At 62.4% G+C, this 26078-nt stretch carries 28 protein-coding genes and 1 tRNA gene; 17 read left to right on the top strand and 12 right to left on the bottom strand.

The features are described from left to right. The first annotated feature begins 62 nt into the window (after nucleotides 1-62). The 4 genes from IEY38_RS00780 (at nucleotide 63) to IEY38_RS00765 (ending at nucleotide 4116) form a co-directional block, all read left to right on the top strand. The gene (locus IEY38_RS00780) at nucleotides 63-995 is read left to right on the top strand and encodes an ABC transporter ATP-binding protein (protein WP_188974545.1); all 933 of its coding nucleotides are present in this window, start codon (nucleotides 63-65) and stop codon (nucleotides 993-995) included. 36 nt (nucleotides 996-1031) lie between these two features. Further along, nucleotides 1032-2462, top strand: coding sequence for a Fe-S cluster assembly protein SufB (sufB, locus tag IEY38_RS00775; RefSeq protein WP_005537802.1), 1431 nt, complete (start codon nucleotides 1032-1034; stop codon nucleotides 2460-2462). Between the two features lie 2 nt (nucleotides 2463-2464). Then, nucleotides 2465-3676: a Fe-S cluster assembly protein SufD gene (gene sufD / locus IEY38_RS00770; RefSeq protein ID WP_170097221.1), complete on the top strand. Its 1212-nt coding sequence runs from the start codon at nucleotides 2465-2467 to the stop codon at nucleotides 3674-3676. A 137-nt stretch (nucleotides 3677-3813) separates the two neighbouring features. Further along, the gene (locus IEY38_RS00765) at nucleotides 3814-4116 is read left to right on the top strand and encodes a putative quinol monooxygenase (protein WP_188974544.1); all 303 of its coding nucleotides are present in this window, start codon (nucleotides 3814-3816) and stop codon (nucleotides 4114-4116) included. 46 nt (nucleotides 4117-4162) lie between these two features. Here the strand turns inward: IEY38_RS00765 and IEY38_RS00760 are convergent, their stop codons facing one another. Beyond that, nucleotides 4163-5797 carry an alpha-amylase family protein gene (locus IEY38_RS00760; protein WP_188974543.1) on the bottom strand — a complete coding sequence of 545 codons (1635 nt, stop codon included), beginning with the start codon at nucleotides 5795-5797 and terminating at the stop codon, nucleotides 4163-4165. Between the two features lie 250 nt (nucleotides 5798-6047). On the opposite strand from IEY38_RS00760, the gene IEY38_RS00755 reads away from it, so the two are divergent. The 4 genes from IEY38_RS00755 to IEY38_RS00740 all read left to right on the top strand — a co-directional run bounded on the left by IEY38_RS00755 (nucleotide 6048) and on the right by IEY38_RS00740 (nucleotide 8269). Beyond that, complete coding sequence (locus IEY38_RS00755; protein WP_170097222.1) at nucleotides 6048-6530, top strand: ferritin-like domain-containing protein; 483 nt, start codon at nucleotides 6048-6050, stop codon at nucleotides 6528-6530. After that, nucleotides 6527-6961, top strand: coding sequence for a metal-dependent transcriptional regulator (locus IEY38_RS00750; protein WP_004591305.1), 435 nt, complete (start codon nucleotides 6527-6529; stop codon nucleotides 6959-6961). Before IEY38_RS00755 ends, IEY38_RS00750 begins: the two co-directional genes overlap by 4 nt. A gap of 127 nt (nucleotides 6962-7088) precedes the next feature. After that, nucleotides 7089-7161: transfer RNA gene (locus tag IEY38_RS00745), tRNA-Gln, on the top strand. Nucleotides 7162-7540: 379 nt separating this feature from the next. Beyond that, nucleotides 7541-8269, top strand: a complete 729-nt coding sequence (locus tag IEY38_RS00740) for a GNAT family N-acetyltransferase (protein ID WP_188974542.1) — start codon at nucleotides 7541-7543, stop codon at nucleotides 8267-8269. Here IEY38_RS00740 and IEY38_RS00735 read toward each other — a convergent pair whose 3' ends face one another. Then, entirely contained in the window at nucleotides 8270-8467 is a 198-nt protein-coding gene (locus IEY38_RS00735; protein WP_188974541.1) for a hypothetical protein, read from the bottom strand. It abuts the gene before it with no gap. A gap of 286 nt (nucleotides 8468-8753) precedes the next feature. On the opposite strand from IEY38_RS00735, the gene IEY38_RS00730 reads away from it, so the two are divergent. Then, a complete protein-coding gene (locus tag IEY38_RS00730; RefSeq protein ID WP_188974540.1) occupies nucleotides 8754-9470 on the top strand; it encodes an HD domain-containing protein in 717 nt (238 codons plus the stop codon). Here IEY38_RS00730 and IEY38_RS00725 read toward each other — a convergent pair. The 3 genes from IEY38_RS00725 to IEY38_RS00715 form a co-directional block, all read right to left on the bottom strand. After that, the gene (locus IEY38_RS00725) at nucleotides 9465-10163 is read right to left on the bottom strand and encodes a LysE family translocator (protein ID WP_188974539.1); all 699 of its coding nucleotides are present in this window, start codon (nucleotides 10161-10163) and stop codon (nucleotides 9465-9467) included. The two genes, IEY38_RS00730 and IEY38_RS00725, sit on opposite strands and share 6 nt — an antisense overlap. 37 nt (nucleotides 10164-10200) lie before the next feature. After that, on the bottom strand, nucleotides 10201-11091 hold the full coding sequence (locus IEY38_RS00720; RefSeq protein ID WP_004957913.1) for a coiled-coil protein: 891 nt from the start codon (nucleotides 11089-11091) through the stop codon (nucleotides 10201-10203). Nucleotides 11092-11357: 266 nt separating this feature from the next. Next, entirely contained in the window at nucleotides 11358-13202 is a 1845-nt protein-coding gene (locus IEY38_RS00715) for a glycoside hydrolase family 2 protein (protein ID WP_188974538.1), read from the bottom strand. Between the two features lie 108 nt (nucleotides 13203-13310). Between IEY38_RS00715 and IEY38_RS00710 the strand changes: the two genes are divergently transcribed. Continuing rightward, a complete protein-coding gene (locus tag IEY38_RS00710; RefSeq protein ID WP_188974537.1) occupies nucleotides 13311-13484 on the top strand; it encodes a hypothetical protein in 174 nt (57 codons plus the stop codon). Nucleotides 13485-13510: 26 nt separating this feature from the next. Continuing rightward, nucleotides 13511-13942 carry a DUF371 domain-containing protein gene (locus IEY38_RS00705; RefSeq protein ID WP_188974536.1) on the top strand — a complete coding sequence of 144 codons (432 nt, stop codon included), beginning with the start codon at nucleotides 13511-13513 and terminating at the stop codon, nucleotides 13940-13942. A gap of 181 nt (nucleotides 13943-14123) precedes the next feature. On the opposite strand, the gene thsA is transcribed toward IEY38_RS00705, so the two are convergent. Then, nucleotides 14124-15683 (bottom strand): thermosome subunit alpha, encoded by a 1560-nt coding sequence (thsA, locus tag IEY38_RS00700; RefSeq protein WP_004591314.1) that lies wholly within the window; start codon nucleotides 15681-15683, stop codon nucleotides 14124-14126. Between the two features lie 175 nt (nucleotides 15684-15858). On the opposite strand from thsA, the gene IEY38_RS00695 reads away from it, so the two are divergent. Further along, nucleotides 15859-16668 carry an amidohydrolase family protein gene (locus IEY38_RS00695; RefSeq protein ID WP_188974535.1) on the top strand — a complete coding sequence of 270 codons (810 nt, stop codon included), beginning with the start codon at nucleotides 15859-15861 and terminating at the stop codon, nucleotides 16666-16668. Nucleotides 16669-16714: 46 nt separating this feature from the next. Here the strand turns inward: IEY38_RS00695 and IEY38_RS00690 are convergent, their stop codons facing one another. Together IEY38_RS00690 and IEY38_RS00685 are read right to left on the bottom strand one after the other, a co-directional pair. Next, nucleotides 16715-17620, bottom strand: a complete 906-nt coding sequence (locus IEY38_RS00690) for a glycosyltransferase family 2 protein (protein WP_188974534.1) — start codon at nucleotides 17618-17620, stop codon at nucleotides 16715-16717. A gap of 93 nt (nucleotides 17621-17713) precedes the next feature. Further along, the gene (locus IEY38_RS00685) at nucleotides 17714-18418 is read right to left on the bottom strand and encodes a class I SAM-dependent methyltransferase (RefSeq protein ID WP_004517150.1); all 705 of its coding nucleotides are present in this window, start codon (nucleotides 18416-18418) and stop codon (nucleotides 17714-17716) included. Between the two features lie 249 nt (nucleotides 18419-18667). Between IEY38_RS00685 and IEY38_RS00680 the strand changes: the two genes are divergently transcribed. The 3 genes from IEY38_RS00680 to IEY38_RS00670 are packed head-to-tail and all read left to right on the top strand — an operon-like array spanning nucleotide 18668 to nucleotide 20512. Beyond that, nucleotides 18668-18937, top strand: coding sequence for a MarR family transcriptional regulator (locus IEY38_RS00680; protein ID WP_005537824.1), 270 nt, complete (start codon nucleotides 18668-18670; stop codon nucleotides 18935-18937). 9 nt (nucleotides 18938-18946) lie between these two features. Continuing rightward, nucleotides 18947-19732 (top strand): MBL fold metallo-hydrolase, encoded by a 786-nt coding sequence (locus tag IEY38_RS00675; protein WP_188974533.1) that lies wholly within the window; start codon nucleotides 18947-18949, stop codon nucleotides 19730-19732. 36 nt (nucleotides 19733-19768) lie between these two features. Beyond that, on the top strand, nucleotides 19769-20512 hold the full coding sequence (locus tag IEY38_RS00670; protein WP_188974532.1) for a YkgJ family cysteine cluster protein: 744 nt from the start codon (nucleotides 19769-19771) through the stop codon (nucleotides 20510-20512). Between the two features lie 2 nt (nucleotides 20513-20514). Here IEY38_RS00670 and IEY38_RS00665 read toward each other — a convergent pair whose 3' ends face one another. Then, nucleotides 20515-20913: a TRAM domain-containing protein gene (locus IEY38_RS00665; protein ID WP_005537827.1), complete on the bottom strand. Its 399-nt coding sequence runs from the start codon at nucleotides 20911-20913 to the stop codon at nucleotides 20515-20517. 253 nt (nucleotides 20914-21166) lie between these two features. Here IEY38_RS00665 and IEY38_RS00660 point away from each other — a divergent pair, with 253 nt between their 5' ends. Both IEY38_RS00660 and IEY38_RS00655 read left to right on the top strand, forming a co-directional pair. Beyond that, on the top strand, nucleotides 21167-21409 hold the full coding sequence (locus IEY38_RS00660) for a DUF7123 family protein (protein WP_005537828.1): 243 nt from the start codon (nucleotides 21167-21169) through the stop codon (nucleotides 21407-21409). Between the two features lie 198 nt (nucleotides 21410-21607). Next, the gene (locus IEY38_RS00655) at nucleotides 21608-23488 is read left to right on the top strand and encodes a PAS domain S-box protein (protein WP_188974531.1); all 1881 of its coding nucleotides are present in this window, start codon (nucleotides 21608-21610) and stop codon (nucleotides 23486-23488) included. 51 nt (nucleotides 23489-23539) lie between these two features. Here the strand turns inward: IEY38_RS00655 and IEY38_RS00650 are convergent, their stop codons facing one another. From IEY38_RS00650 to IEY38_RS00640, 3 genes are all read right to left on the bottom strand, one after another. Further along, nucleotides 23540-24145, bottom strand: coding sequence for a winged helix-turn-helix transcriptional regulator (locus IEY38_RS00650; protein ID WP_188974530.1), 606 nt, complete (start codon nucleotides 24143-24145; stop codon nucleotides 23540-23542). 50 nt (nucleotides 24146-24195) lie between these two features. Next, nucleotides 24196-25386, bottom strand: coding sequence for an SPFH domain-containing protein (locus IEY38_RS00645; protein WP_188974529.1), 1191 nt, complete (start codon nucleotides 25384-25386; stop codon nucleotides 24196-24198). A 71-nt stretch (nucleotides 25387-25457) separates the two neighbouring features. Beyond that, a complete protein-coding gene (locus tag IEY38_RS00640; protein ID WP_188974528.1) occupies nucleotides 25458-26060 on the bottom strand; it encodes an NfeD family protein in 603 nt (200 codons plus the stop codon). Between the last annotated feature and the right edge of the window lie 18 nt (nucleotides 26061-26078).

The following is a 26078-nucleotide window of genomic DNA, read 5'->3' as shown; positions in this document are numbered from 1 at the left end:
ACGGCAATGCGAAAGCTTCATGGGTGAAACGTACCTTCTTTCGGTTGACCTAAGAGATACCTATGGCTCAACTCGAAATCAACAATCTCCACGCAGAAGTCGCAGAAGAGGACGGTGAGACGATTCTCCGCGGTGTCGACCTCGAAGTCGAGTCCGGCGAGATCCACGCGCTGATGGGTCCCAACGGCTCGGGCAAGTCGACGACGGCGAAGATCATCGCCGGCCACCCCGCCTACGAGGTAACCGACGGCGAAGTACTCATCCACCTCGAAGAGGACGAGTTCGGTGACGAAGAGATCCCGGAGGATCTCCGAACCTGGAACCTCCTCGACCTCGAACCGAACGAGCGCGCTGCGCTCGGCATCTTCCTCGGCTTCCAGTACCCGGCCGAGATCGAGGGCGTCACAATGGTGAACTTCCTCCGCACCGCGCTCAACGCCAAGCTCGAAGAACGCGAAGAGCTCTTCGAGGACGACGACGAGGAAGACGAAGCCGACGCAGAGGGTGGCGACACCAACGAGGACGCCGCCGGCTACGACACCTCCCCGATGGAGGGCAACGTCGAAGAGGGCGAAATCGGCGTCGCCGAGTTCCAGGAAATCCTTCAGGAGAAGATGGAGCAACTGGACATGGACGAGAAGTTCGCGTCCCGGTATCTCAACGCTGGCTTCTCGGGCGGCGAGAAGAAGCAGAACGAAGTCCTCCAGGCCGCGATCCTCGAGCCCTCCGTTGCCGTGCTCGACGAGATCGACTCCGGGCTGGACATCGACCGACTGCAGGACGTCTCCAACGGGATCAACGCGCTCCGCGACGAGCAGGGCGCGGGTATCCTTCAGATCACCCACTACCAGCGCATCCTCGACTACGTCGAACCCGACCACGTCCACGTGATGCTTGACGGCCAGATTGCCACCTCCGGTGGCGCAGAACTCGCCGAAAAGCTCGAAGACGAAGGGTACGACTGGGTCCGAGAGGAAGCCTACGAGGCCGCGTAACGCCCTTCCGTACACAGCGATAACACTACACACACTATGAGCTCAGATCAAGACCACCTCAAAGAGACCGACACCGAGAAGCGCTTCGAGTTCAAGAAGGAGGAGAAGTCCGCCTTCGAAGCCGAGAAGGGCCTTACGGAGGAGACCATCCGGGTCATCTCCGAAGACAAGGACGAGCCCGAATGGATGCTCGAACGCCGTCTGCGCGCACTCGAGCAGTTCCACGAAATGCCGATGCCGGACGGCTGGCCGGGCGCGCCCGACCTCTCCGAGGTCGACGTCGACGAGATCGTCCCGTACATCCGTCCCGATATCGAGACCCGCGGCGGGGTTGACGACTGGAACGACCTCCCCGAGGAGATTCAGGACACTTTCGACAAGCTCGGCATCCCGGAAGCCGAAAAGAATGCCCTCTCGGGCGTCGGCGCGCAGTACGAGTCCGAGATTGTCTACCAGAACATGCAGGAGCGCTGGGAAGACAAGGGTGTCATCTTCTGTGACATGGACAAGGCTGTCCAGGAACACGAAGACATCCTCAAAGAGTACTTCATGACCAAGGCCGTGCCGCCGAGCGACAACAAGTTCGCGGCGCTACACGGCGCTATCTGGTCCGGCGGGTCGTTCGTTTACGTCCCCGAGGACACCACGGTTGACATGCCCGTGCAGGCGTACTTCCGCATGAACTCCGACGGCATGGGCCAGTTCGAGCACACGCTCATCATCGCCGAGGAGAACTCCGAAGTCCACTACATCGAGGGCTGTTCCGCCCCGAAGTACTCCGAGTTCAATCTTCACTCCGGCGGCGTGGAAGTGTTCGTCAAGGAGAACGCCCACGTTCAGTACTCGACCGTCCAGAACTGGTCGAAGAACACGTACAACCTCAACACCAAGCGCGCCATCTGCGAGGCCGACGGCACGATGGAGTGGGTTTCGGGCAGCATGGGCTCGAAGGCCACGATGCTGTACCCCTCCACCGTTCTCAAGGGTCCCGGCGCGACGGACAACCACATCACCATCGCCTTCGCCGGCGAGGGCCAGGACATCGACACGGGCGCGAAGGTCTACCACAACGCCCCCGAGACGAAGTCCACCATCGAGTCCAAGTCCATCAGCAAGGACGGCGGCCGTACGAACTACCGTGGTCTCGTCCACATCGCCGACGGTGCCGAGGACTCCTCGACTTCCGTCGAGTGTGACGCGCTGATGTTCGACAACGAGTCCACGTCGGACACAATGCCGTACATGGAGATTCAGGAGTCCAAGGTCGACGTTGCCCACGAGGCGACCGTCGGTAAGATCGGCGACGAGGACGTCTTCTACCTCCAGTCCCGCGGACTGGACGACGACGACGCCAAGCAGATGATTGTCGCCGGCTTCATCGAGCCGATCACGGAGGAACTGCCGATTGAGTACGCCGTTGAGCTGAACCGCCTCATTGAGCTTGAGATGGAGGGGTCGCTCGGATAACCATGAGTACGCAGGTACACGCCAATCTCACAGAGACTCAGGTGGAACAGATTTCAGACGACCTCGGCGAGCCCGAGTGGCTGCTCGAGACGCGAAAGGACGCGCTCGCGGCGCTCGACGAGCTGGACATGCCGGATGTCATCCGGACGCCGGGTCGCACCTGGACGAACCTCGACGCGCTCGACTACGAGTCGCTGGTCGACCCGCTCGACTACGCACAGGACAAGGACCGTATCGACGCCGAGGGCGTCGAGGTGCTGTCCTGGAGCGAGGCGCTCGACGAGCACGCGGACCTCGTCAAGGAACACTTCGGCAGCATCGTCGACCCCCAGCGGGACTACCTCACCGCGCTGTCGACGGCTCTGTTCTCCGCCGGGACCGTCGTTTACGTCCCCGAGGGCGTCGACGCCGAGGACGTGAAGATCCGGACGACGATGAACAGCCAGTCGCTGTTCAACTACACGCTCGTCCTCGCTGAGGAGTCCTCCTCGGTCACGATTCTGGAACGCCAGGGAACCGGCGAAACGACCGATGCCGATCAGTACTACTCCGGGATCGTCGAGGTCGTCGCCGAGGAAAACGCCTACGTCCAGTACGGCGCGCTCCAGAACCTCTCGGAGGAGACCTACAACTTCCAGGTCAAGCGCGGCCACGCCGACACCTACGCCACGGTCAACTGGATCGACGGCAACATCGGCTCCCGCCTGACCAAGTCCAACGTCGAGACGCGACTGCTAGGTGACTCCTCCGAGTCACAGATTCTGGGTGCATTCTTCGGCCACGAAGACCAGCACTTCGACATCGCGTCGCGTGTCTGGCACGAGGCCGAACACACCATCGCCGACCTCGTCACCCGCGGTGTCCTCGACGACGACGCCCGCTCGGTGTACGAGGGCGTTCAGGACGTCGGCCGCGAGGCCTGGGACACGTCGTCCTACCAGCGTGAGAACACGCTCATGCTCTCCGACGATTCCGAGGCCGACGCGTCGCCGAAGCTCATCATCAACAACCACGACACCGAAGCCTCCCACTCCGCGACGGTCGGGCAGGTCGATCAAGAGGACATGTTCTACATGACCTCTCGCGGTGTCGACCCCGAGAGCGCGAAGAATATGCTCGTCGAAGGGTTCTTCGTCCCGGTACTCGAAGAGGTGGAGGTCGACGAACTCCGCGAGGACCTCGACCAGCTCATCTACGAGCGTCTTCGGGAGTAACTGCCCCCTTCGCGGTCTTTTCGATCGTCCGCTTCTTACTACCGGCTTAGTCACTCCCTACCGGATAGCGACTGTGGACCGTCCCCGGGCCATTAGGGTTCGCGCTTATTCCTGTTCGGCCACACGTTTCAAACGCGATGAGCGAATCCAACTACGCGCTCCAGGCACGGTTCGAAGCGAAACCGGACAAGACCGAGGAAGTCGCCGAGTTCCTCGAATCCGCACTCCCGCAAGCCGAGGCCGAAGAGCAGACAACGACGTGGTTTGCGCTCCGACTCGACGAGACGACCTTCGGCATCTTTGATACGTTCCCGGACGAGGACGGTCGGCAGGCACACCTCGACGGCGAGATCGCGGCCGAACTGATGGACCGGGCCGACGAACTGTTCGTAGAGGGACCAGAGATCGACGAAATCGAAGTCCTCGCCGCGAAACACTGATTCTAGACGCTATCGAGAACCGACCAAACGGCCGCAGCCGCTATTCTCAGTCCCAGTCGCTCTTGTCGCCGCGAAGCCAGACGTAGTCACACGGGTCCAGCAGGAAGGTGACGCCGTCGTCCTCGATGTGGTAGCCGCCGTCACCGAGTTGTTTTGATGTGTCGGCGTCGGGGACCTCCCACTGGAGGACGGATTCACGGTACTCGTCGGCGAAATTGTGGGCAAAGATGAACGCGGTGTCGTCGGTGTCGACGCGGTGAACGAGGACGTCCTTGTGGCCCGATTCGGCCAGATGGAGGTCGCCGTCACTGAGTTCGGGACTCCGCTTGCGGGCCGCGATGATGTGCTGGATGCGCGACAGCAGCGAGTCGGGATCGCTCTGCTGGTCGGCGACGTTGATGTGCTCGAAGCTGTACTCTGTGCCGACGACCAGCGGGTTGTAGCAGTCCTCGCGGCCGGCCGTCGAGAAGCCGCCGTTCTCGCTGTCGTCCCACTGCATCGGCGTCCGGACTGACTCCCGTTCGTCGAGCCACAGGTCCGAGCCCATGCCGATCTCGTCTCCGGAGAGGACGACCGGCGTCCCCGGATAGGCAAAGAGAAGGCTGTGTGCCATCGCAATCCGGTCGTGGTCGTGGCCGAAGAGGTCCGCCAGCCGGAGCCGGTGGCCACGGCCGAAAATCCACGAGGAGCCGTCGCCGGGGCCGAAGTACTCCCGGGCGTGTTCCAGAGCCTCCTGAGGGAGTTTCAGGAGGTTCCATTCGTCGTGGTTGCGCAGGAAGTTCGCCCACTGGCCGGCGCCGGAGATATCCGGCAGGACCTCGTTCGCGCGGTGGAGCGGCCAGGCGTCTCTGACGCCGACACCGTACACCATGTGGGCGTTCAGGACGAAGTTGAACATGAGGTCGAACGCCTCGCCGTCGCCGAAGTAGTAATCGAGGTGTTCGGGCTGGTCGTCAGCCTCGGCGATGAGTACGGCGTGGTCCTTCGCCGCCGTGACGACGCGTTTTAATTCCTTGAACAGCCCGATGCCCTCGGTCGTCCCGTTGTGGCCCTTGGGTAGGAGCATCGGGTGGGCGGCGTCGATCCGGAAGCCGTCGGCTCCCTGATCCAGCCAGAAGCGCATCACGTCGTGGATTTCGTCGCGGACGGCGGGGTTGGAGACGTTGAGATCCGGCTGGTGGTGGTAGAACTGGTGGAAGTAGTGCTTATCGGCGACCTCGTCGTAGCTCCAGACACCGTCCTCGCGGTCGGGGAAGATGTTGCTGGTCTGGTAGGCGTCGTCTACGTGGCTGGTCCACAGGTAGTAGTCGTGGTACTTCGAATCGGGGTCTTCGCGGGCGCGCTGGAACCACCCGTGGTCGGTCGACGTGTGGTTGAACACGAGGTCGGTGAGGACGCGGATGCCGCGGTCGTGGGCCCGGTCGGTGAGTTCCCGGAAGTCCGCCGGCGTCCCCATCCGATCGTGGACGCTGTAGTAGTCGGCGACGTCGTAGCCGTTGTCCCGGAGCGGACTCGGATAGAACGGGCGGAGCCAGAGGCAGGTGACGCCGAGGTCCTCAATGTAGTCGAGCTTCTCGATGAGGCCCTGGAAATCGCCCCAGCCGTCGCCGTCGCTGTCGTTGAACGTCTTTACGTCCAGTGTGTAGATGACCGCGTCCTCGTGCCAGCCACGTTCTACCATCGGTCGTGTGTGCTATCGAGTCCCAGCCTCTGGTAGTTTCGGGTGGTCACCGGCCCACAACTCGAGTCGGGCGGTCGCGACAGCGGCCGAGAGTTTCAGCCTCTCCGTTGAATCACATTGGGGGGAGCCTTCGGGGCGACGCAGCCACGGGACCGACAGGGAATGGGCCCGACGACAGGGAACCGCTTAAGTCCAGCCCTCCCCGAACTACGTGTATGACTGCAGCACAGCGCCGATTGGGGGTGTTGCCGTGAGTCTCACACAGCCGGTGGCGTCCGACCATCAGCTCGCCCGGCTGCTACAGATCGGTATCGTCTTGGAAGAGGTCGTCGAGGCACGGTCGGCCAAGCACGCCGAGGAAACGGGTGAAAAACATGAACAGGCTGTACTCGATCTCCTCGAACACGCCGAGACCGAGTCCGCCGAGCACCGCCGGCAACTGGAGGCGCTCATTGACGACCTCGAAGCGGACACCGTCCCCTTCGAGGAGATCGAGATGCTGGTCGAGGCCCAGTACGAAGCCGACGAGGACTTCGACGGCGTGCTGTACGACCAGCTCTGTAACGAGGAGACGGCGTACAAGTTCTATGACGACCTCATCGACGCGATCGAGGCGTCGGACGTGACATTTACCATCGACCGCGAGCGGCTGCTGGCCGTGCTGTCGGATATCCGCGAGGACGAGGCGGAGGGTGTCGAAGACGTGACCGACCTGATGGAGGACTACCAATGAACACGCAGGCCCAATATCTGAAAGCAATCTATCTCACGCAACAGCAAGAAGACGGTCCGGCATCCACCGGCGACGTGGCCGATATGCTCGATGTCAGCCCGGCTAGCGCCAACGAGATGATTGGCAAACTCGAAAACCGAGGGCTGCTGAACCACGAGAAGTACAAGGGCGTCGACCTCACCGACGACGGGATCGCACAGGCTCGCGAGGCGCTCCAGAACTACTGCATTATCGAGCGGTTCCTCATCGAAGTGCTCGAGGTCGAGGAGTTCCGGGCCGAGGCAAAACAACTGGAGGGTGTCATCGACGAAACGGTCGCTGATCGCCTCGATACGATCATCGACCGCGAACCGCAGTGTCCGGACTGTTTCGACCCCGAGGGCGATGTCTGTGGCCTGCTCGAAGTCGAGGCCGAAGTCACCAGCGACTGACCGCCCGCTCTCGAAGCGTTCAAGTGCGTTCCGTCGATTATTCCGAATACAGTAAGTGCAGTCCCGTGGTGGTGAGCAATTCCGAAGGAATTGCGACTCTCACGGGTCAAGCGAACAAAGTGAGTGCAGTCCCGTGGTGTAGTGGCCAATCATAAGGGCCTTTGGAGCCCTTGACGGCGGTTCGAATCCGCCCGGGACTATTCTGCCCGAACAGTGTGAAGACGAATAGCGGCAGGTGGATTCGAAACAGGGAGTGGAGCAACGTGGAACGACCGCGGTTCGAATCCGCCCGGGACTACTTTTGTCGCAAATAACTTCAAGAGCGACAAATGTGCAGCTGATTCGAAGCACGTCACGAGTGGAGCGAAGTGACGGCGGTTCGACTCCGCTCGGACTGTACACGACCTGAAGTCGAACAGCGCCCGCATTCCGGTACGACGCGACAGCGAGTGGACAGGAGTCAGTCACAAGCCGGCTGAGGCCACAATTCGCAGTGTCCCTGTATGAATAGCCTAACGAGTGTCCCAAATTCTGACATCGAACTGTAGATTTATGATGTTCCGTGCCAACTAGTGGCATATGAAAATCAGAGAGGCAGTGTCGTCGGACCGGCCGGCTATCCGTGACGTGGCGCGTCGCTCGTTGGAGGCGTCGTATTCGCTGGGACCGAAGGCGATTACGAGCGCGATCGAGGAGTGGTACGACGAAGAGCGCATCGAGGAAGTGCTCGACGATGAGAGTAATCGGTTGATTCTCGTCGGCGAGCAGGATGGGCAGGTGGTCGGCCTCTCCGAGAGTGTTCTATCAGGAGATAGTATCGGGACGATTCTCTGGCTGCACGTCGACCCGGCATACCGCGGCGAAGGGATCGGGTCAGCGTTGTTCGACGAGACCCACGGGGAACTCCATGACCGGGGTGCTGAGACACTCCAAGGGCGCGTGTTGGCCGACAACGTCGAAGGGAACAGCTTCTACGAGGACCGCGGTTTCGAGCGCGCCGGCACGGGTGAAGTCGACATCGCCGGACGGACCTATGTCGAGAACCTCTACACCGACGCCGACGAACTTGGCCGCGAACGGATAACCGACGACGGCCGGACAGTCTACGTCGATCACAACAACCACGAGTCCGGGTCGATGGCGCCGTTCCACGTGGTCCACGTCACAGAAGGGGGCAGCGACCGCTACGGGTACTTCTGCAGTAACTGTGAGACACTGGCGAACGCGATGGACTCGATGGGTCGCATCGAATGTGACAACTGCGGGAACGTTCGCAAGCCGATGCGCTGGGACGCCGCCTACCTATAATTACGGCGGCGACTGCCCTCCCCTGCGCTGTGACGATTCCTGCCTGTTCGCTGGGACCAGTATCAGCTTGTAGTACAGTCCGAACAGACACAGGGCAATACCGACGCCAACGAGGACGTCAGTCATCGCATGTTCGTTCGCCGCGTGGGTCACGATCGACACATCGCCGACGGGCGTGTGGAGTGGCTGGAGAGGCATATGTACCGATTTATCTATTAGCTGTAAAAAGCCGGACTAATGTTCCCAGCCGCTGAGAACCAGCTGCGGCTGTCGCCCGACAGAGACCTCGCCTGACATGGAATCGGGGACAGTGATGGCGGCTGTCCGCCGCTCGGACACTGGCTCCGAAGACCGGTTTTGCGACGCTGTTTGTATCCAGAAACGCCGGGTGTGGCAGCCGTTCTCCCTGTCGTAACGCTAAAGAGTCGAACGTACGTCTATATGTGTAAGATGAATATCGAAATCCGTCTCCGGAGGTGGTGCTGTGGGCGTCGAGATTAGGGAGTCACCTGTCTCAGCCGACGCGTTCGAGGAAATGAAGGAGTTCGTCCACGACTACCTCGCGGCGAGCGTCGAAAACGAAGAAGAAGGCGGTCGCATGCGCTGGTACCCGTGGCACTCCGCTGAGTATCGCTTCAACCACATCCTCAACGTCGTCGACATCGCGACAAAAATCGCCCACAAGGAAGGGGCGAACGTGGACGTGACTCGCGTGGCAGCCTTGTTTCACGACATCGCGAAACTGGAAGCCGAACAGGATCTCCACGCGGAAGCCGGCGCGCGGATCGCACGCGAGTATCTGCGGGCACACGGTGACTACCCCGAATCATTTATCGAGCAGGTCTGCGCCGCCGTCGATGCCCACTCGTATCAGGGGCCGCTGGACGATCTACCCCTGGAAGTGCAGTGTCTCATCGAAGCGGATATCCTAGACAAGGTCGGCGCGAACGGGACCGCCCTGATGTTGCTGCGTATGGGCTATGAATCCCGGACGCACATGGATGCGGCCGAGATGGTCGACCGTGTTATCGAGCGCGGCGAAGACGCGCGCGAGCGTGTCCAGAGCGACACCGCCGAGTCCATCGTCCATCAGCGGCTCAAGCGGACCCGCTGGTTCCAGGAGTGGCTAACGATGGAAGTCGCCGACATGGCCGTCAAAGACGACCTCGACGACGTAGCGACCGGGATGGGCGACTCATAGCGCCCGCAGCAGGAACAGAACGCCAGTCCCGGCGAGAACAGCGGCGCTAACCCACGCGATTAGCGGCGCGAGCCGCTCGATACGCGTTCTCGCGGCGACAATCGCCGCCGGAAATCCCGTAATCCAGAGGCCGATCCCGCCGAAAAACCCTCCTAACAGCACCGGATGACCGGTTTGTATCGTTAGCGTGTCAGTCCCGACCACAGGCACGTACGACGACACGTCAACCACACCGGGTTCGAGGAGGCCGATGCCGACGGTGAGCCAGAAGATGACCTGATAGGGATTTGTCAGCGCCAAGACGAGGGCCTTGCGAAAGCCACGGCTATCCCCGGCAGTGACTGACGAGTCCCCCTCGGTCACGACCGTATTGGCTTCCTGAACTGCGCCGTACGCGAACCAGAGCATCAGGAGCCCGCCGGCGCCGACCATCACGCGTTGAACGCCCGGCGTCTCGGTGATGACTGTGGCGGCACCGAGCACGGCGAGCACGAGAAAACAGGCGTCGGCAGTCATCGCGCCGAGGCCGGCAAAGAAGCCAGCCCGCCAGCCCCGCAGTGCGCTCTCCTCGGCGATAACGGCGTTCATCGGGCCCGGCGGCGCGGCGAGTGCGAGGCCGAACAGGACCCCACCGAGAGCTGTCGGGACGAGCGAGAGTGAGCCGAGCTGGAGCAGGCCGAGTGAGTGATGCATCTATTGTCAGTGAAAACAGAGAGAAAATCCTGCAGACTTACAGCTTGCCGGCCTTCTGGAGCTTCATCAGGTCCTCGGTGTCGAGGGTTTCGCCTTCCTTGAACTTCTGATAAATCTCCTCGGCTTCCTCGCGAGCGGCTTCCTGCTTCTCCTCGCGCTGGGAGCGCTCCTGCTCTTCTTCCTTCTTGTCGAGCTCGCGGAGCCGCTTCTGGACGCGGACGAAGTCCTCGTGGTGCTGGTCGGCCGCTTCCTGGGCATCCACGAACTCCTCGTGCTTCTCGTCGGCCTCGTCACGGATCTCGTCGGCCTCGCGGTAGGCCTCGATCATCTCGTTGTGGTGCTTCTGGGCCTCGTCGGCCAGTTCCGTGACCTTCTGGTGGTGCTTTGAGGCTTCCGAGCGGACCTCTTCCGCTTCCTCTTTGAGCTCTTCGAGGTCGCCGCCCTGATCGAGCTTCTCCTGTTTCTCCTGGAGCTTCTCGCGTTTGGTCTCGATCTTCTCGATGAGCTCTTTCTCGTCTTCCGAGGAGAGCACTTCGGTCTGTTGCTTGAACTCGAGATCTTCGATCTCTTCTTTGAGTTGTTCGACCGACGTCCCCTCATCGAGTTCGAGGTCGTTTTTCAGGTTGTCGACCTTGTCGAACAGCTCGTTTGCTTCCGCATTGAGCTCGTTACGCTGGTCTTTGTGTTCCTGGACCTGCTCGTTGAGCTCGTCGCGCTTCTCGCGGTGTTCCTGCGCTTCGTCGACCTTCTCGCGAGTCTTCGCGTTCAGGTCGTCGCGAGCGGAGGCCCGCTCGGACGCCATCTGGTTCAGCTCGTTTCGTCGGTCGCGGAGCTGGCCGGCGAGTTTGATGAGCTCGCCTTTCGATTTGTTTTCGAGATCCTCTTCGGTTACTGTAACGTTCTTTGATTCGTCTATCGAGTCTGCCATTGTTGAATCCTCTATGCCATCACCGCTTCAGCACAGACAGTCGGCCCACTACTGAGGGGCTGACACCAATAACAAGGGTTCCCTCTCATGTTGGGCTGAAAGCGATACTGCCTGAACGCGGAAGCGTTCTGGTGTCTACAAATAGAGGTGGATATTGTTTAAACATTCCGGTGCATTGAATACCGCGTCAACGTCTCACACGCCATATTTCAGGGGTGAGACGGCCACTATCGCATCGAGTTTCCATGGTATATCACGTACCTGTATTACTCGCTAATACGATACTCGTTCTTGACGACAGTCTGGCCGTCGGTGGCTGCAAGCGTCACATCGTCACCGGCTGAAAGGGTGAGCGTGTCGACGGTGACGCGGGCAAACGGACCGACAGTGTGCTCGGCCTGTTCGCGATCCCCGTTGCAGTCCCATTCCACGGTGAGGTCCGCTTTTTCTGGACGGTCGTGGAGGACAACGATATCCCGCTCACCGGGCGTTGCATCCGAGAGCATCACCTGTGTGGGCTCGTAGCTGTCGGCGAGAGCACTGAAAACCACCTTCTCGGAACCATCCTCGGCGAGCAGGCCCATGCCGGCGTCACCGACATCTCGGAGGCTGTCCACGACGATGAGCGGCGCGTTGCGTTGACGGAGCGTTTCGGCAACCTCGCGGACGACGCCGGCCTGATACGTCTGCGATGCTTCGACTCCACCGTCGACGTGGCGGTCGTGGCAGGCGCTATCGAACCCAGGACTGTCGCTCGGGTCCGGCGTTCCTAGCGAACCGGCGCCAAAGCCGGCGACGGCATCCCCAACGTCGAACTGGGAACAGAGCCACGGGAGGTCGGCCGTGTCGCCGTACCGCCACCCCGGGTACAACGTGACCGCATCGGGGTTGATTCCGGGGGGGCCGACGACTGGGAACGTCGGGACGGAGTCGACGGCCGACGCCACCGATACGGCATCCGCGTCGTCGTAGCTAGCCCGCCAGGCACGCCATCGAAAGCGAAGTCGGTCGAGAAAGCCCGATCCCAGCCCATTGGCGTACGACGGCACCGGCTCGTCGTGGACGCCGACCGCGGTGAAACTAGGATGCTGTGCGTAGGTCGCAGTGAGCCGTGCTGCGAGACCTTGCCCTCGCTCCGTGTCGAACGACCCGGGGCCCGAAAGTGGGAGGTCCTGCCAGAGCAGGACGCCGTGGTCGTCACAGGCCCGGGCCACTTCGGGCGGCGTCCCCTGCGCCCGTACCCGAACCAGATTTGCATTGGCGTCGACGGCCCGCTCGACGTCCTCCGCGGTCGGGTCCAGCAGCGTCACGCCGCGAACCGGCACGTCTTCGCTGTTGACCCGCAGGCCACCGTCGTACGAAACGGTACGGAGTCCCGTCGTCACCGAGTGCTCGTCGTCGCCGACCTTCGCCCTGAGGACGTACCTGGACTGCTCGCCGCGGTCGTGGGGCCACCACAGCGACGGATCGCGCACGTCCATCGTGTAGGTCACCGTCGTCGTCTCCTCGTCAGTCGAGACGCGGGCCCGGTCCATCATCCCGCCGCCGCGAACGTCACCCTCCGGCCGAAGCGAGAGTGTAATCCGGTCGTCGAGTGGCTCCTCGGTCAGGACGGTCGCCGACACGTCCACCGTCGCGTCGGTCACGTCTTCTTCCGATAGCTGTGGCTGGACCGAGAGTTCGCTCACACACGGGTCGGGTCGGGTTTCGAGGGTCGCGTCCCACCAGATGCCCGGAACGCAGCGTTCCGGCGGCAGCTGATCGGTCGCGTGTAGACCGCCGAAGCGGTCCTCCGGCGCACGACACTCCACGACGATCCGGTACTCCTCGCTCTCGGGGAGTCGGACCCGGAGCGGCTCGAAGTAGGCGTCGTGGCTCGTGAGCAGATCGCCGTTGCACCACACGCGTGTGTGCGCGTAGGTTCCATTCAGTACGAGCAGGGCGTGTGCGTCGCTCTCGCCCCGCGGGTCCGAGAACGTCGTTTCGTAGGCCACGGCCTCGGCGCCGGCGAACTGTTCGGGCCGGCCGGGCACCGATACCGGCTCCCACGACTCCGGGGACGGCATCTCGTCGTCCGGCGCAACCGCCGCGCCGCGCCACTCCAGCGACATACCTTGTGGCCCGTTCCCCGAGGGCATATCCTTTGCCCCACGCCTTCACTTTCACTTTCACTCCGGGGATGGCTCGCTTTGACATAGGTAGCCACCTACTATCCAGATATGCTCACCCAACTGCACGAGGCGGCGACACCGACCTGCGAGGCCCAGCACTGCGAGCGCCCGCTCGGCGAGCCAGCGCTGGTGTTCGAGACTGAGGCCGGCCGCCGCGAGGCCTACGAGTGCGCCTGCGGTGCGGTGACGGTTACCGTCGTCAGGCCGGAGTCGTCCCGCTGAAGTACGCCCGGCAGTGATCGGGAGGTATGACACTTGAGGAAGTGGTCCACGCACAGGGCCACGAGAACGTTTCCGGCGAGCACGCGAGCACGCTGGAAGTGACGAGCGACGACTTCCTGACTCCTGCAGGTGACTGTATTCTGGCTATCGAAGCCGACCGCGTCCCCGCTGACTTCGACAGCGAGTTCGTGACGGCCTGTCAGAGCGCCGATGCGACGATTACGGCGACCATCGAAGCCGGCGATCAGACTGTTACCGTGACCGGGACCGGCCACCCCGACCTGTCCTTCGAGAACGACCGTAGCCACGTCCTGCGGACGAGCGACTACGTCGACGACCGGACTGTGATGGTAAACGCCGACGCGGCAGCCGGCAACGTGGACCGGGACCTCGTCGACGCGCTCGCTGACGGGGCTGATGCGACGCTGACGCTGTCTGTCGAACCGAGTGGCGAGTAAGCGGCGTCTTCTCTGTCGGCGGTCGCGCCGCTATCCGGTTTCGCCGAAAGAAAACAGGTTGTGAACGTATTGGCCGCTTAACTCGCGGCGACGCCGCTCGTGTCGAGGTCGCGTTGCGACCTCGCTTAGCTCGACTCGAACTCTCGTCGAGTTATGCTCTCGCGACGAGACGCTCGAGTCTCTAACTCGACGAGATGACGTCGTCGATGCGGACGATCATCGTCGCCGCCTCGGTGGCGGAGTCGACCGCTTCGCGCTTGACAGCGGCGGGGTCGAGGATGCCGTAGTCGACGGGGTCACCGACGACGCCGGTCTGGCCTTCGCTGATGATGCCAGCGATGCCTTCGCTCTCGTGTTCGGCGCGGAGGTCGACGAGCGCGTCGATGGCGTCGAGGCCCGTGTTTTCCGCGAGGGTGCGGGGCAGCACGTCGACGGCGTCGGCGAACGCTTCGACGGCGAGCTGCTTGCGGCCCTCGATGGACGCCGCTTCGGAGCGGATGTGGTCGGCGATGGCGATCTCGGTCGCGCCTGCGCCGGGGACCACACCGCCAGCGTCGAGCGCGGCGATGACGGTGTCGAGCGCGTCGTTGAGCGCGCGTTCGAGTTCGTCGACGACGTGTTCGGTGGAGCCGCGAGCGATGACCGTGACGGACTCGGCGGTCGCGCCGCCGGTGATGAACGTCACGTCGTCGTCGCCCTGCTTCTCGACGTCGACGCTGTCGGCGTGGCCGAGCGCGTCCTCGTCAAGGGATTCGAGCGAGCCGACGCGCTTTGCGCCGGTAGCCTCGACGATGTCTTTGGCGGTCGAGGAGCTGATGCTGTCGGCGACGAAGACGCCTTCCTTGGCGAGCTGGGAGGCGACGCGGTCGGCGACATCCTCGGTGACGAACGCGACGTCAGCGCCGCTTTCGAGGACATCCTCAGCGTAGCCCTGCAGTTCGCCCTCTTCGGCGTCGAGTGCGGCGTTGAGCTGGTCGACGCTGGAGACGTTGTACTCGGCGTCGATGTTGCTCTCGCGGACGTCGAGCTCGGTGTCGATGACCGCGATGGACGCGTCCTCGACCGAGGTCGGCATGTTGTCGTGGACGGCCGTCTCGTCGACGATGACGCCCTCGACGAGCTTGGTCGCGGAGGAAGCCGCACCCGTCTGTGTGTGGACTTCGATGTTGTCCCGGCGAACGCCGTTGTCGCTCTTGGCGTGGCGGACGGCGTCGACGACGACTTCGGCGAGTTTCCCGGCCTCGACGTCACCGGTGCCCTTGCCGGTCATCGAGGATTCGGCGACTTCGACGAGCGTCTCGTCGTCGAGGTCGACGTCGAGGACGATCTCGTTGATGGCGTCCTGTGCGAGTTCAGCCGCGGCGGAGTACCCCTCGACGATTGTTGTCGGGTGGACGTCGTCGTCGAGCAGGTCCTCGCCCTTCGTCAGCAGTTCCCCGGCCAGCACGGACGCGGTCGTCGTTCCGTCGCCCACTTCGTCCTCCTGCGTCTGGGCGACTTCGACGATCATCTGGGCCGCGGGGTGTTCGATGTCCATCTCGGAGAGGATGGTCGCCCCGTCGTTGGTGATGACCACATCACCGTCGTCGGAGACGAGCATCTTGTCCATGCCGCGGGGACCGAGCGTGGTCCGTACGGACTCGCTTACGGCCTTTCCGGCGGAGATGTTCGATGACTGTGCGTCCTTCCCGTGTGTGCGCTGGGCGTCCTCATCAAGGATGAAAAGAGGCTGGCCGCCCATGCGTCGCTGGCCAGATGACATATGTGTTGAACCTCACTTAAGACAAGGCAAGCGGTTCTATATAAAACTTTCTAACGGCGTAGACCACTCGTCGGGCGACAGCGCCGTGCTGTCCCTGTAATCCCGGCCGGACCTACACACCTTTTAATATGGGTGTATACACACCGTATAGTAGATGCTGGAGTTGGAGCACGGCTTTCGCGTCGTCGACGTGCACGCACGGCTGGAACCCGACGAGCAGCGCCGACCCCGAGACGGCATGGGTGACCCGGAGCAACTGGAGCGGGAGATGCACCAGGCCGGCGTCGTCCGCTCCGTCGTCTTCCCCGGCGAACGAGACGGCTCGTATCTGAAAGCGAACAACGCCGTCGCCCGGATGACCGTCGAGCGGCCGATGGTGGCCTTCGCCAGAGTCAACGGCTCTCGGGATCCGGGGACCGGCCCCGGATCGACCCTCCGCAACCTCGCAAATAGCCGCACGGAGGCCCACACTTCCCCGGAGGACATCGAGCAGTACGCCTACGACGACCGGTTCTACGGCTTCAAGCTCCATCCGCCGACCGACGGGTTGCCAGACGAGGACGTGCTTGCAGAACTAGAGTCGGTATCGCTGCCCGTCATCGTCCACGGCGGCGAAGGCTTCCAACCCGAAGCCGTCGCCGAATCGCTATTGACGTACGACTTCCCAGTCATCCTCTCACATTTCGGCGCACATCCCCTCCGGAAGGACCTGATGGAACGAGCCATCGATCTGCTGGAGGGCCACGACAATCTGTATCTCGATACCAGTGCGGTCCGCTACCGGGGGCCGATGGAACGGGCAGTTCTGGAACACCCCGACCGCGTCCTCTTCGGGAGTGGTGTCCCCAGCGTCCACCCGAACGTGGCCGTGATGGAGATTCTGACGCTGGACGTCCCCGAAGACGCGATGCGCAAAGTGTTCTCGAACAATCCAAACCGCGTCATCGAGGCGCTGGCCCCCTGATTGCCGACTACTCTCGTTCCGGTCGAACGGTTGCGGCCAGTATTGGCTACCGCCAGTCGTACACAGTTACTGCGCGGTCCGCACGCGCGGACCGACCGTTCGGATTCCGGCGGGGCGTCCGGTCGGTCACTCGTGCCCGGACGCCGTCGACGATTCCTGACCCGACGCCGCCGAACACGTCCTGCCCGTTGCCGAGCCACTGCGACGGCGTCGTCTCCCCGCGCACGACATCGACCAGTGCGTCCTTCGCGTCACCGACTGCGTGGCTGAGGATTCGCCGTACCACGGTCGGGCGAACGTTGTAGTTCTTCACCAGCCGATACGCGAGCGAGCGGTACTTCCAGTTCCAGTCGGTCTCCGTGATGCCGCCGTCGGCCTCGAACTCGCGGCTGACACACATCTCTGTGCGCCAGTCGACGTCGTACTCACTGGCGGCCATCCGGTGTGCGAAGTCCCGGGCGCTGCCGACGTTCAGGTACTCGTCGAACCCGTCGAGAGCTTCCAGCACTTCCGCGTCGAACGCGACGTTGCCGGGGTTGAAATACGTCACGTCGCGGCCGGCTATCGTCCGTGTTTCCTCTGTCTCGGTCGTCATCCCGGCCCACAGTTGCTGGTGTGTCGGCCCGGTGATGGCCTGAGTTGCCCCCGAAAGCCCGGTTCTCACGACGTCAGCCCAGCCGGATTCGACCGAGAGCGACTGATGGACGAGGGCGATAACGTCCCCTGTCGCTCGGTCGATCCCGGCATTGCGGGCGACCGTGACCGAGCGGTCGGCGATTTCGACGAGAATAGACACGTCGTCCCGGTCGCGGATCATGCCAGTCGTGCCGTCGGCTGACGGGCCGTTGACGACGATCACTTCGGCATCCGGGACCTGCTCGGTGAGTGCGTCCAGACAGCCGGCCAGCTCTTCCCGGCCGTTCAGCGTCGGGACCACTACCGAGATATCCATACCTCTGGGTAGGACGGCGAAGGCGCTTAAAAGTCGCGGGAGACGGACGCGGACTTCTCGATACAGAAAACGGGTCGTTCGAGCCGCGGTACGCTACACGTGGGTGTTCCAGTACGACACCGAGGCCAGCTTTTCACCGAGGGGCGTGCCGCCGAGCGCCGTATCGAGCGACCGGAACGAGGCGGCCAGTTCGTTCGGAATCTTCCGATAGAACCCGTACGGAAGCAGCCAGTCGTGGTTCGCGTCGGTCAGTTCCAGTCCGGCCCCGTCCAGCAGCCGGTCGATCTCCCAGCGAGAGTAGAGCCGCGACCCCATCGGGAGCGCCCAGTTGTATATCGACCGGGTCGAAAACCGGTTGAAGGTATCGAAGAAGACCTGCTCCTTCGAGACGCGGCGCATCTCCGCGAGGAATGCCGCCGGCGTATCCGCCAGATGGAAAAAGCGCATCGCAAACACGGTGTCGAAATGGTCGTCCGGGAACGGCAGCCGGGCCGCGTCGCCTCGCATGAACTCGACGTGGTCGTCGACACCAGTCGCCTGTGCTTTCTCGCGGCCCTGCTGGAGCATCGGTCCTGAGATGTCCAGCCCGGTGATGTTCGCACCGCGCTCGGCCAGCATCACGGTGAACCGTCCGGTCCCGCAAGCTACTTCCAATACGTCCTTGTCAGCCACAGGGCCGATCGCGTCGAGGACGGCCTGCTTCTCGCGTCGGTCGATCAGCCGACCGCCGCGGGAGAACCGCTTGGCCTCGTACTCTTCGGCCACGGTGTCGGCCTGATACCACTCCTGCCCTTTCACGGTGTATTGCTCACCCCGCGGGGGATAAAACGATACTGGAATCCCCTTTCATCGGTCGGGCTGTTTTCCAGTCAGGCTAGACCCGCTCGCTCTCTCGACCCTGATAGTTCTGGGCGTACCTTCTGGATAGCGACTGGAACCACACGACGGCGGCTCTGTATAAGGACACATTAAACACTTCATAGAATCTGTATTGTTTGGTCATGCATATAGCCAAGTTTTACCAGTAAGTCTGGAATATCAGCTACTATGAGCGCATTAACTGAAAACGCTGCACCGGCACCATTCACCGACGAGGAGTTCCGCGACACGCTGCGTGAACTCCCACCGAGCGCGAAGCTCGTCGCGAAGGTGCTGGAAGACGATGCTCCGCTGTCACAGGGCGACTTGGCCGAGAACTCGCTACTCCCGGACCGCACTGTCAGGTATGCTCTGAACCGCCTGGAGGAGTCCGATCTGGTAGACTCGCGGTACAGCTTCACTGACGCACGCAAACAGGTTTATTTCCTCACGGTCTGACCTGCCGACATGGACTGGCAGCGGGCCGACGTGTCCGTCCCGACACGGGCACCGACCGGCAGCACGGCAGCATACGTTTGCGGCGACGAGGCGGCTCTTCTCGTAGACCCCGCGGCGACGGATGATGCGCTCGATTCGCTTCTCAGTGACCGTACCCTCGCCCACATTGCGCTCACACACTATCACCCTGACCACGCCGGTGCCGTCGCACAGTACGCCAGAGAGACGAACGCGACGGTTTGGGCGCGCCATGGCCGGGCAGCCGCATTCGAGGCTGCGACCGGTGTCACTCCTGACAAACTGTTCAGCGACGGGACGACGATTCCGACCGATGCTGGCCCGGTGACCGTCCTCGACACGCCGGGCCACGCGCCGGAGCACGTCGCCTTCGCAACCGACGGGACCGTCGTCTCCGGCGACCTCGCTGTCGCCGAGGGTAGCGTCGTCGTCGGCGCACCCGAGGGCGACGTTCGGGCCTACCTCGCGTCGCTGCGTCGTCTCCACGCAAGAAACCCCAATGCACTGTTGCCAAGCCACGGACCGCGTATTGAGGCCCCACGGGAGACCTGTGTGCGCCTCATCAATCACCGACTGGAACGCGAGCGACGTGTTCGGCGGGCTGTCGACGAGGGAGCCGACACCCTCGACGAAGTCCTCGACGCCGCCTATGAAAAGGACCTCACTGGCGTTCGTGACTTGGCCCGCGGGACAGTGCTAGCCCATCTCGAAAAACTGGCCGTTGAGGGCGCTGTTTCGTGGGACGGCCAGCGGGCCGCACCGAATCCAGCGGAGTGACGCGCCCTTTTTGCCTATCGGCCCGCTATCAGGGCTGTGGACTCCCTGGAAACCGAACTCGAACGGGCCCGTGCGCTCGACGAGTCGGAACTGGCCGACGCTATCGAGACAATCGGGTTCGAATGCACCCGCTGTGGAGCCTGCTGCAAGGCCGAGTCGGCGTGTGGTGAGAGTGGAGAGAGTGTCGACGAGGCTAGTGACGTCGCTGATGGTCCCAGTGGAAAGACTGAGCCCGCCGAAACCGACGCCGAACCCCACACGGCGACCGTCTTTCCCGACGAGATCCGGCAGCTACAGGCGGTTGGGGAGTACGACTTCCGCGACGTGGCCCGACCGATGCCGTACGGACTGGCCGACGGCCCGGACGGCCCCGAAGGCGAGACCTTCGAGTGGGCGCTCCAGACTGACGACTGCGGTGACTGTACGTTCTACACTGAGGACGACGACGGGACAGGTGCCTGCACGGTCCATGGCGACCGCCCGCTCATCTGCCGGACCTACCCCTTCAGCGTCGCGCTCGGCGGGACGAGCCAGCCGATGGGCGAAGCCGTCGACGAGGAGGGAATGGTCCGGGCCCACGAATGCGAGGGACTCGGTCGGGATATCTCAAGAGCCGACGCCGAGGAGTTGGCTGCAGCGCTCAAGGAACGAGCCGTTCGGGAACTGACGGAAGCAATCGGCGTCCGTGACAACTACCGGCCGGTCGACCAGTCAGACGGACAGGTCGTCGTCTACGACTCCGAAGGGGCAAAGCGCCCCGACGGCAGCCCGTACGAGTAGCGTCACACGTCGTCGATGATTTCGCCGACCGCGAAGTTCGACTTGACCTCGGTGACTTCGATCTTGACTCGTTCGTCAATTTCGGCCCCCGGAACGATAATGACGTAGCCGCGCTCGACGCGGGCGATGCCGTCGCCCTGCTTGCCGATGTCTTCGATTTCGACGTAGCGCGTCTCACCCGGTTCGACCGGCGGCTGTGGCTGATCCGGTGGCGTGTCCGACACCGTCTCCTCGTCCGTCTCTATACCCTCGTCTGCGGAGATGAGCGCAACGCGGTAGGTACTGTCCGAGTCGACTGCGCCCGTCTCGACTTCTCGACGCGGGACCTCCACGACGTACCGGTCCCCCTCGTCGCGGATATCAGCACTGAACAGACACAGCAATTGATCCGAGATTTCCAATGTGATAGACCTCCGTTCGGCCACAAAACGGGCCATTACTAAAGAACTGCCGGAGCGAACGACTGTTACTGTCCCAACTGCGGAGCGATGACGAGCATGCACGGTGTTTCCCGCTTGTACCAACTACCTGTCCCGTGGCCCAACTCGCGGCAGTATCTCCACTTCGAGCAAGAGAAAACCGCAAGACAGCGAGCCGTTAACCGTCTGTACCAAATCCCATAAGGGTGTCTCGGTACTGTTAGTAACTGTACTAATGAGCGCCACCGCACAAACCACCGACAGTCCGCTTTCGGACAAGCAGCGACGTATTCTGGAGTATCTCCGCTCTAACGCTGACGACCAGACGTATTTCAAATCGCGGCTTATCGGCGACGCGCTCGATCTCTCGGCCAAGGAAGTCGGGACCAATATGACCGCCATCGCCGATGGCGACTACGATCTGGCCGTCGAGAAGTGGGGATACTCTTCCTCGACGACCTGGATGGTCGAAACCTGAACGGGAACCGGCTCGGCCGGGAGACATTGGCGCTCCCACTTTGTCGCCCGAACGGGTCCGCGATGTAGGCCTGCGTAGAGAAATCACGGTGCTGTCGCTCACTTTTCGTTGCAGCCACGTTACCCTGATAGGACAGAATATATTGTAACGAGCGAATGTCCATATTGATAACCATTGAGGCCATAGTCGATTCCATCAATGGGCGAGGCTGGTTCCGCCATTCAGGTGCTTCACGTCGACGACGACCGGGAGTACACGGAGATGACGGCGGCGTTCCTTCAGCGAGAGTCGGTCGATTTCACTATCGAAACCGCGACGAGTGCATCGGAGGGCTTGCGGCTGCTCGACAGGGAGTCGGTCGACTGTATCGTTTCCGATTACGAAATGCCCGGCGAGAACGGCATCGACTTCCTCGAATCGGTCCGCGAGGACTATCCAGACCTCCCGTTTATCCTGTACACGGGCCGTGGGAGCGAAGCCGTCGCCAGTGACGCTATCTCTGCAGGTGTCACTGACTACCTACAGAAAACAGCCGACACCAGCCACTACGCCCTTCTCGCGAACCGGATCGTCAACGCCGTCGAACAGTACCGGTCACAGCGTGCCCTCGAAGCGAGTAAAGACCGGCTCTCGCTGTTTATCGACCAGTCGCCGCTCGGGTTCGTCGAATATAACCAGGACTTCGAGATCGTTCGCGTCAACGACACCCTCACAGAGATATTTGGCTACACTGAAACGGAACTGCTCGGGGAAACGTGGGAGATGTTCGTGAGTTCTGAGAGCTACGACGACGTCGATGCGGTTACGTCCGCTCTCAGTGAGGCCAGCGGCGGTTACCACAGTATCAACGAGAATGTCCGGAAAGACGGCGAGTGCATCGTGGTCGAGTGGCACAACCGCCTCGTTACCGACGATTCGGGCAATGTTGTCACCATCTTCTCGCACTGTCAGGACGTTACGGAGCGCATCGAACACGAACAGAATCTCGCCCAGTTACGCGACTTCTTCGCCGAGGCGGAGGAACTCGGCGACCTCGGGGCCTGGGAGTTCGACGAGAGCGGGATGTCGACTTGGACAGCGGGTACCCGCCGCATCCACGAGGTCGGCGACGACTTCGACCCGACAGTTGAAGACGGGCTGTCGTTCTACCATCCCGAGGACAGAGAAAGGGTTGCGGATGCCGTCGAAGCGGCCCTTGAACACGGAGAGCCGTACGACCTTGAGGTCAGACTCACCACCGCCAAAGGAAATCACCGGTGGGTCCGGACCCGCGGCAAACGCGTCGAGGGCACGGAGAAACGGACAGTTCGGGGCTTCATCCAGGATATCACCGAACAGAAGGAGCGCGAACGCCGCCTCCGTGTCCAAAACGAGCGACTGGATTCGTTCGCCAGTGTCGTCAGCCACGACTTACAGGGCCCACTGACAGTCGCACAGGGGCATCTAGAACTGGCACAGCAGGACGTGACCAACGACCACCTCGACAGCATCGATGCCGCTCACGAGCGGATGCAGACACTCATCGACGATATCCTGACGCTGGCACGGGACGGACGTGCGGCGACGACCACCGAGCCGGTCACTCTCCAGACTGCCGCGACCGCATGCTGGGAGACTGTCGAAACGGAGAACGCGACTCTGGAGGCCGATACGGACAGTGTTGTGCTCGCTGACCCTCGCCGGTTGCAACGCCTGCTGGCGAACCTATTTCGGAACTGCGCGACGCATGGGGTGGAGTCCTCGCTCTCCCAGCTACAGGGGGAGCACTCGGAGCGTGGGTCGACGAGCAGTCCGGGACAATCCGGTGGGGCCGTCGAGAACGACGGCGGTGTGACAGTCACTGTCGGTGATATTGACGACGCCAGCGGCTTCTACGTCGCTGACGACGGCCCGGGCATCCCCAAAGACGAACGAGACGCCGTGTTCGAAGCCGGCTACTCGACTGCATCCGAGGGCACCGGCTTCGGCCTCGCAATCGTTGCCGATATCGCCGCTGTCCACGGCTGGGACGTCAACGTAACTGACAGCGAGTCGGGCGGAGCCAGGTTCGAAATAACCGGCGTCGACAAAGAGACGTAAGCGAGAAACGGATGCGACCGGGCCGACAGTGGGCGGATTCTACCGCCAGCCTCACGGGTCGTAGCGCAGCAACGAGTCGGCCTCGCCGGCCAGCGCGGCGACATCGTCGCCGAACGAGTCGGCGTACCGGATCAGCAGGGTCAGCATGGTCTCGGGTTCCGTCACCGCGTACCCGTCTTCTCGCGACAGGAGCCCAGCAGACTCCAGGTCGGCGGCGTAGTTGCTCACCGTCGGTCGCGAGACGTCCAGTTCGCTAGCCAGTTCTGACGCCGTCACGTCCGGGCGACGCAGCAGGGTGACGAGCATCCCGCGGGCGGTCGAACGCCGCAGGTAGCCAAGCGCCACCTGCTCGAACTCGGAGAACTGGCCGGCCGGGAAGTAGCGTCGGTAGTCGCCGTCCTTCTGTGAGATGACGACGCCCTCGTTTTCCAATCGGTGGAGGTGGTGCTGGGCCTCACCGGTCCCGAGTTTGAGGTCGTCGCGAAGCTTCGAGAAGTGCGTCCCGGGATGTGTCGAGACGTACCCGGCGATGGCGTCGGGCGCGTCGCTCTCGCTCCCGCTGTCGCCGAAGCGGGCAAACGGGCTCGCTGCACCGAGGGCGGCAAAGCGACGGAGCGTCGCTCGCTTGTCCTCGTCTACGTCGCCCTCACGCGTCATTGCTACCGAAAAGGTGGGTCGGTAATAAAACGTCTTCGCCTGATTCTCAGTTAGTTGTCTTTGTCGACTTCCGACGTTCGCGTCGTGTCGTCCGGACCGCCGGCCACGTCAGTCGTCGACGAGTCGTCGTCGATTTCAGCGTCCATCTCTTGAATCATCTCATCGGCGCTGTCGAGGCCACTGTCCTGACCCTGCTTGATTTTCTGTGCCTCTTCTTCCATAGCCTCGACATCGACTTCGGCTTCCTCGTCGATCTGGCCGAGGATTTCCTCGATGTCGTCCAGACCGAGCATCTCACGGGTCTCGTCGTCGAAGTCAAGCGCCTCCAGCGAGTGCCCGTTCTCCTTCACGTCCGAACCCTGGAGGTGTTTGCCGTAGCGGCCCACCAGCGAGGTGAGTTCCTGTGGGAGGATGAACTTCGTCGACTCGCCCTGGCCGATCTCGGCGAGCGTCTCCATCCCCTTGTCGATGACGGCGCGTTCGCCCATCGACTCGGCGGATTTCGCACGCAGGACGGTCGAGATTGCGTCACCCTGTGCTTCCAGAATCTGGCTCTGCTTTTCACCCTGTGCGCGGATGATGTTAGACTGCTTGTCACCTTCCGCCGTCTCGATGGCGGAGCGCCGTTCACCCTGGGCTTCCAGAATCATGGCACGGCGTTTCCGCTCGGCGGAGGTCTGTTGCTCCATGGCCTGCTGGACGTCCTTGGATGGGTTGACCTCGCGGACCTCGACGCTCTCGACACGGACACCCCACTCGTCGGTGGGTTCGTCGAGTTCTTTCCGGATTCGGGCGTTGATTTCGCCCCGCTTGTTGAGCGTGTCGTCCAGTTCCATGTCACCCAGCACGGCACGGAGGGTCGTCTGGGCGAGGTTGGAGACGGCACGCTCGTAGTTGTCGACTTCAAGGAACGCCTTCTTCGGGTCCATCACCTTGATGTAGACGACGGCGTCGGCGGTCACCGGCGAGTTGTCGCGGGTGATAGCCTCCTGCCGTGGCACGTCGAGCGTCTGGGTACGCATATCGAACCGCGTCACGTCGGAGACGAAGGGATAGATGAAGTGAATCCCCTGGTCGAGGACGCCGCGGTAGGTACCGAGGACCGTGTAGGCACCTTTCTGGTACGGGCGGATGATCACGACGCTGGAATACACCAGCGCGATGGCGATCAGGAGGAATATGACGGTAACGAAACCGACGAGTCCTCCCAGACCTTGCAGCGGTGCTGTCGCGGGGAACATGACAACCAGAACTCCGGAGCGCGCAAGGAAAAGGCTTCGGTGTCCCTGTCACAAACTACCGAATTACACACCTACGCCCGCTCGGACTCTCGCTCCGGTTCGGCGTCGTCGTTCTCGCTGCCCCGGTTTCGATCACGTTCGAGCGCGCGGTCGATCTCGTCGCTCGCCGACTCCACCGCTTCGACTTCGAGTACGTTCCCCCCGCCGGGGTCAATGACGATGACCTCCGCCCCTTCCTCTATCGGGTCGCCGGAGCAACGAGCCTGATAGTACGGATTGAAACCGCCGTCTTCCAGTTTGACCTCACCGTCACTCCGGGTTACGCGCTCGGTAACCGTTCCGAACTGGCCCGTTAGCGAGTCAGAACTGAGCGTCTGGCCACGGCCCGGCGCGGCGAAATCGAGCTTTCGATACCCCCAGAGCGTGATCGCTGTCGTTGCGAGCACGACGACAGTAAGAATGAGCGGCGCGAGGATACCCAAGCTCGCTGGGATGAACAGCCCGACCAGCCCCGCCGTCAGCAGGGCCACGCCGAGCACGAAAAAGTGGGTCCCGGGGGCGAGCGCTTCGCCCACGATGAGGCCCGCACCGGCCAGAAACAGCAGGATGGAGAGCGACATACCTAACAGTGGTTCGGCCTGCAGCAGGGCAACTGTCGCCAGCGGGTTCACCATGCCCTGACTTAGTGTCGG

The sequence above is a fragment of the Haloarcula sebkhae genome (assembly GCF_014647415.1).
Taxonomy (GTDB): Archaea; Halobacteriota; Halobacteria; order Halobacteriales; family Haloarculaceae; genus Haloarcula; species Haloarcula sebkhae.
Note: the sequence above shows the minus strand (reverse complement) of the source record. Positions and strands in the feature narration are given on the sequence as shown.

Excerpts from the sequence above, each read along its gene's own strand:
- IEY38_RS00735 (WP_188974541.1), bottom strand. The coding sequence starts at position 8,467 with ATGCCTCTCCAGCCACTCCACACGCCCGTCGGCGATGTGTCGATCGTG.
- IEY38_RS00780 (WP_188974545.1), top strand. The coding sequence starts at position 63 with ATGGCTCAACTCGAAATCAACAATCTCCACGCAGAAGTCGCAGAAGAG.
- IEY38_RS00720 (WP_004957913.1), bottom strand. The coding sequence starts at position 11,091 with ATGGCAGACTCGATAGACGAATCAAAGAACGTTACAGTAACCGAAGAG.
- IEY38_RS00680 (WP_005537824.1), top strand. The coding sequence starts at position 18,668 with ATGAGCGCATTAACTGAAAACGCTGCACCGGCACCATTCACCGACGAG.
- sufD (WP_170097221.1), top strand. The coding sequence starts at position 2,465 with ATGAGTACGCAGGTACACGCCAATCTCACAGAGACTCAGGTGGAACAG.
- IEY38_RS00675 (WP_188974533.1), top strand. The coding sequence starts at position 18,947 with ATGGACTGGCAGCGGGCCGACGTGTCCGTCCCGACACGGGCACCGACC.
- IEY38_RS00660 (WP_005537828.1), top strand. The coding sequence starts at position 21,167 with ATGAGCGCCACCGCACAAACCACCGACAGTCCGCTTTCGGACAAGCAG.
- IEY38_RS00710 (WP_188974537.1), top strand. The coding sequence starts at position 13,311 with ATGCTCACCCAACTGCACGAGGCGGCGACACCGACCTGCGAGGCCCAG.
- thsA (WP_004591314.1), bottom strand. The coding sequence starts at position 15,683 with ATGGGCGGCCAGCCTCTTTTCATCCTTGATGAGGACGCCCAGCGCACA.
- sufB (WP_005537802.1), top strand. The coding sequence starts at position 1,032 with ATGAGCTCAGATCAAGACCACCTCAAAGAGACCGACACCGAGAAGCGC.
- IEY38_RS00715 (WP_188974538.1), bottom strand. The coding sequence starts at position 13,202 with ATGTCGCTGGAGTGGCGCGGCGCGGCGGTTGCGCCGGACGACGAGATG.
- IEY38_RS00750 (WP_004591305.1), top strand. The coding sequence starts at position 6,527 with ATGAACACGCAGGCCCAATATCTGAAAGCAATCTATCTCACGCAACAG.
- IEY38_RS00760 (WP_188974543.1), bottom strand. The coding sequence starts at position 5,797 with ATGGTAGAACGTGGCTGGCACGAGGACGCGGTCATCTACACACTGGAC.
- IEY38_RS00650 (WP_188974530.1), bottom strand. The coding sequence starts at position 24,145 with ATGACGCGTGAGGGCGACGTAGACGAGGACAAGCGAGCGACGCTCCGT.
- IEY38_RS00645 (WP_188974529.1), bottom strand. The coding sequence starts at position 25,386 with ATGTTCCCCGCGACAGCACCGCTGCAAGGTCTGGGAGGACTCGTCGGT.
- IEY38_RS00655 (WP_188974531.1), top strand. The coding sequence starts at position 21,608 with ATGGGCGAGGCTGGTTCCGCCATTCAGGTGCTTCACGTCGACGACGAC.
- IEY38_RS00725 (WP_188974539.1), bottom strand. The coding sequence starts at position 10,163 with ATGCATCACTCACTCGGCCTGCTCCAGCTCGGCTCACTCTCGCTCGTC.
- IEY38_RS00640 (WP_188974528.1), bottom strand. The coding sequence starts at position 26,060 with ATGGTGAACCCGCTGGCGACAGTTGCCCTGCTGCAGGCCGAACCACTG.
- IEY38_RS00690 (WP_188974534.1), bottom strand. The coding sequence starts at position 17,620 with ATGGATATCTCGGTAGTGGTCCCGACGCTGAACGGCCGGGAAGAGCTG.
- IEY38_RS00765 (WP_188974544.1), top strand. The coding sequence starts at position 3,814 with ATGAGCGAATCCAACTACGCGCTCCAGGCACGGTTCGAAGCGAAACCG.
- IEY38_RS00740 (WP_188974542.1), top strand. The coding sequence starts at position 7,541 with ATGAAAATCAGAGAGGCAGTGTCGTCGGACCGGCCGGCTATCCGTGAC.
- IEY38_RS00705 (WP_188974536.1), top strand. The coding sequence starts at position 13,511 with ATGACACTTGAGGAAGTGGTCCACGCACAGGGCCACGAGAACGTTTCC.
- IEY38_RS00695 (WP_188974535.1), top strand. The coding sequence starts at position 15,859 with ATGCTGGAGTTGGAGCACGGCTTTCGCGTCGTCGACGTGCACGCACGG.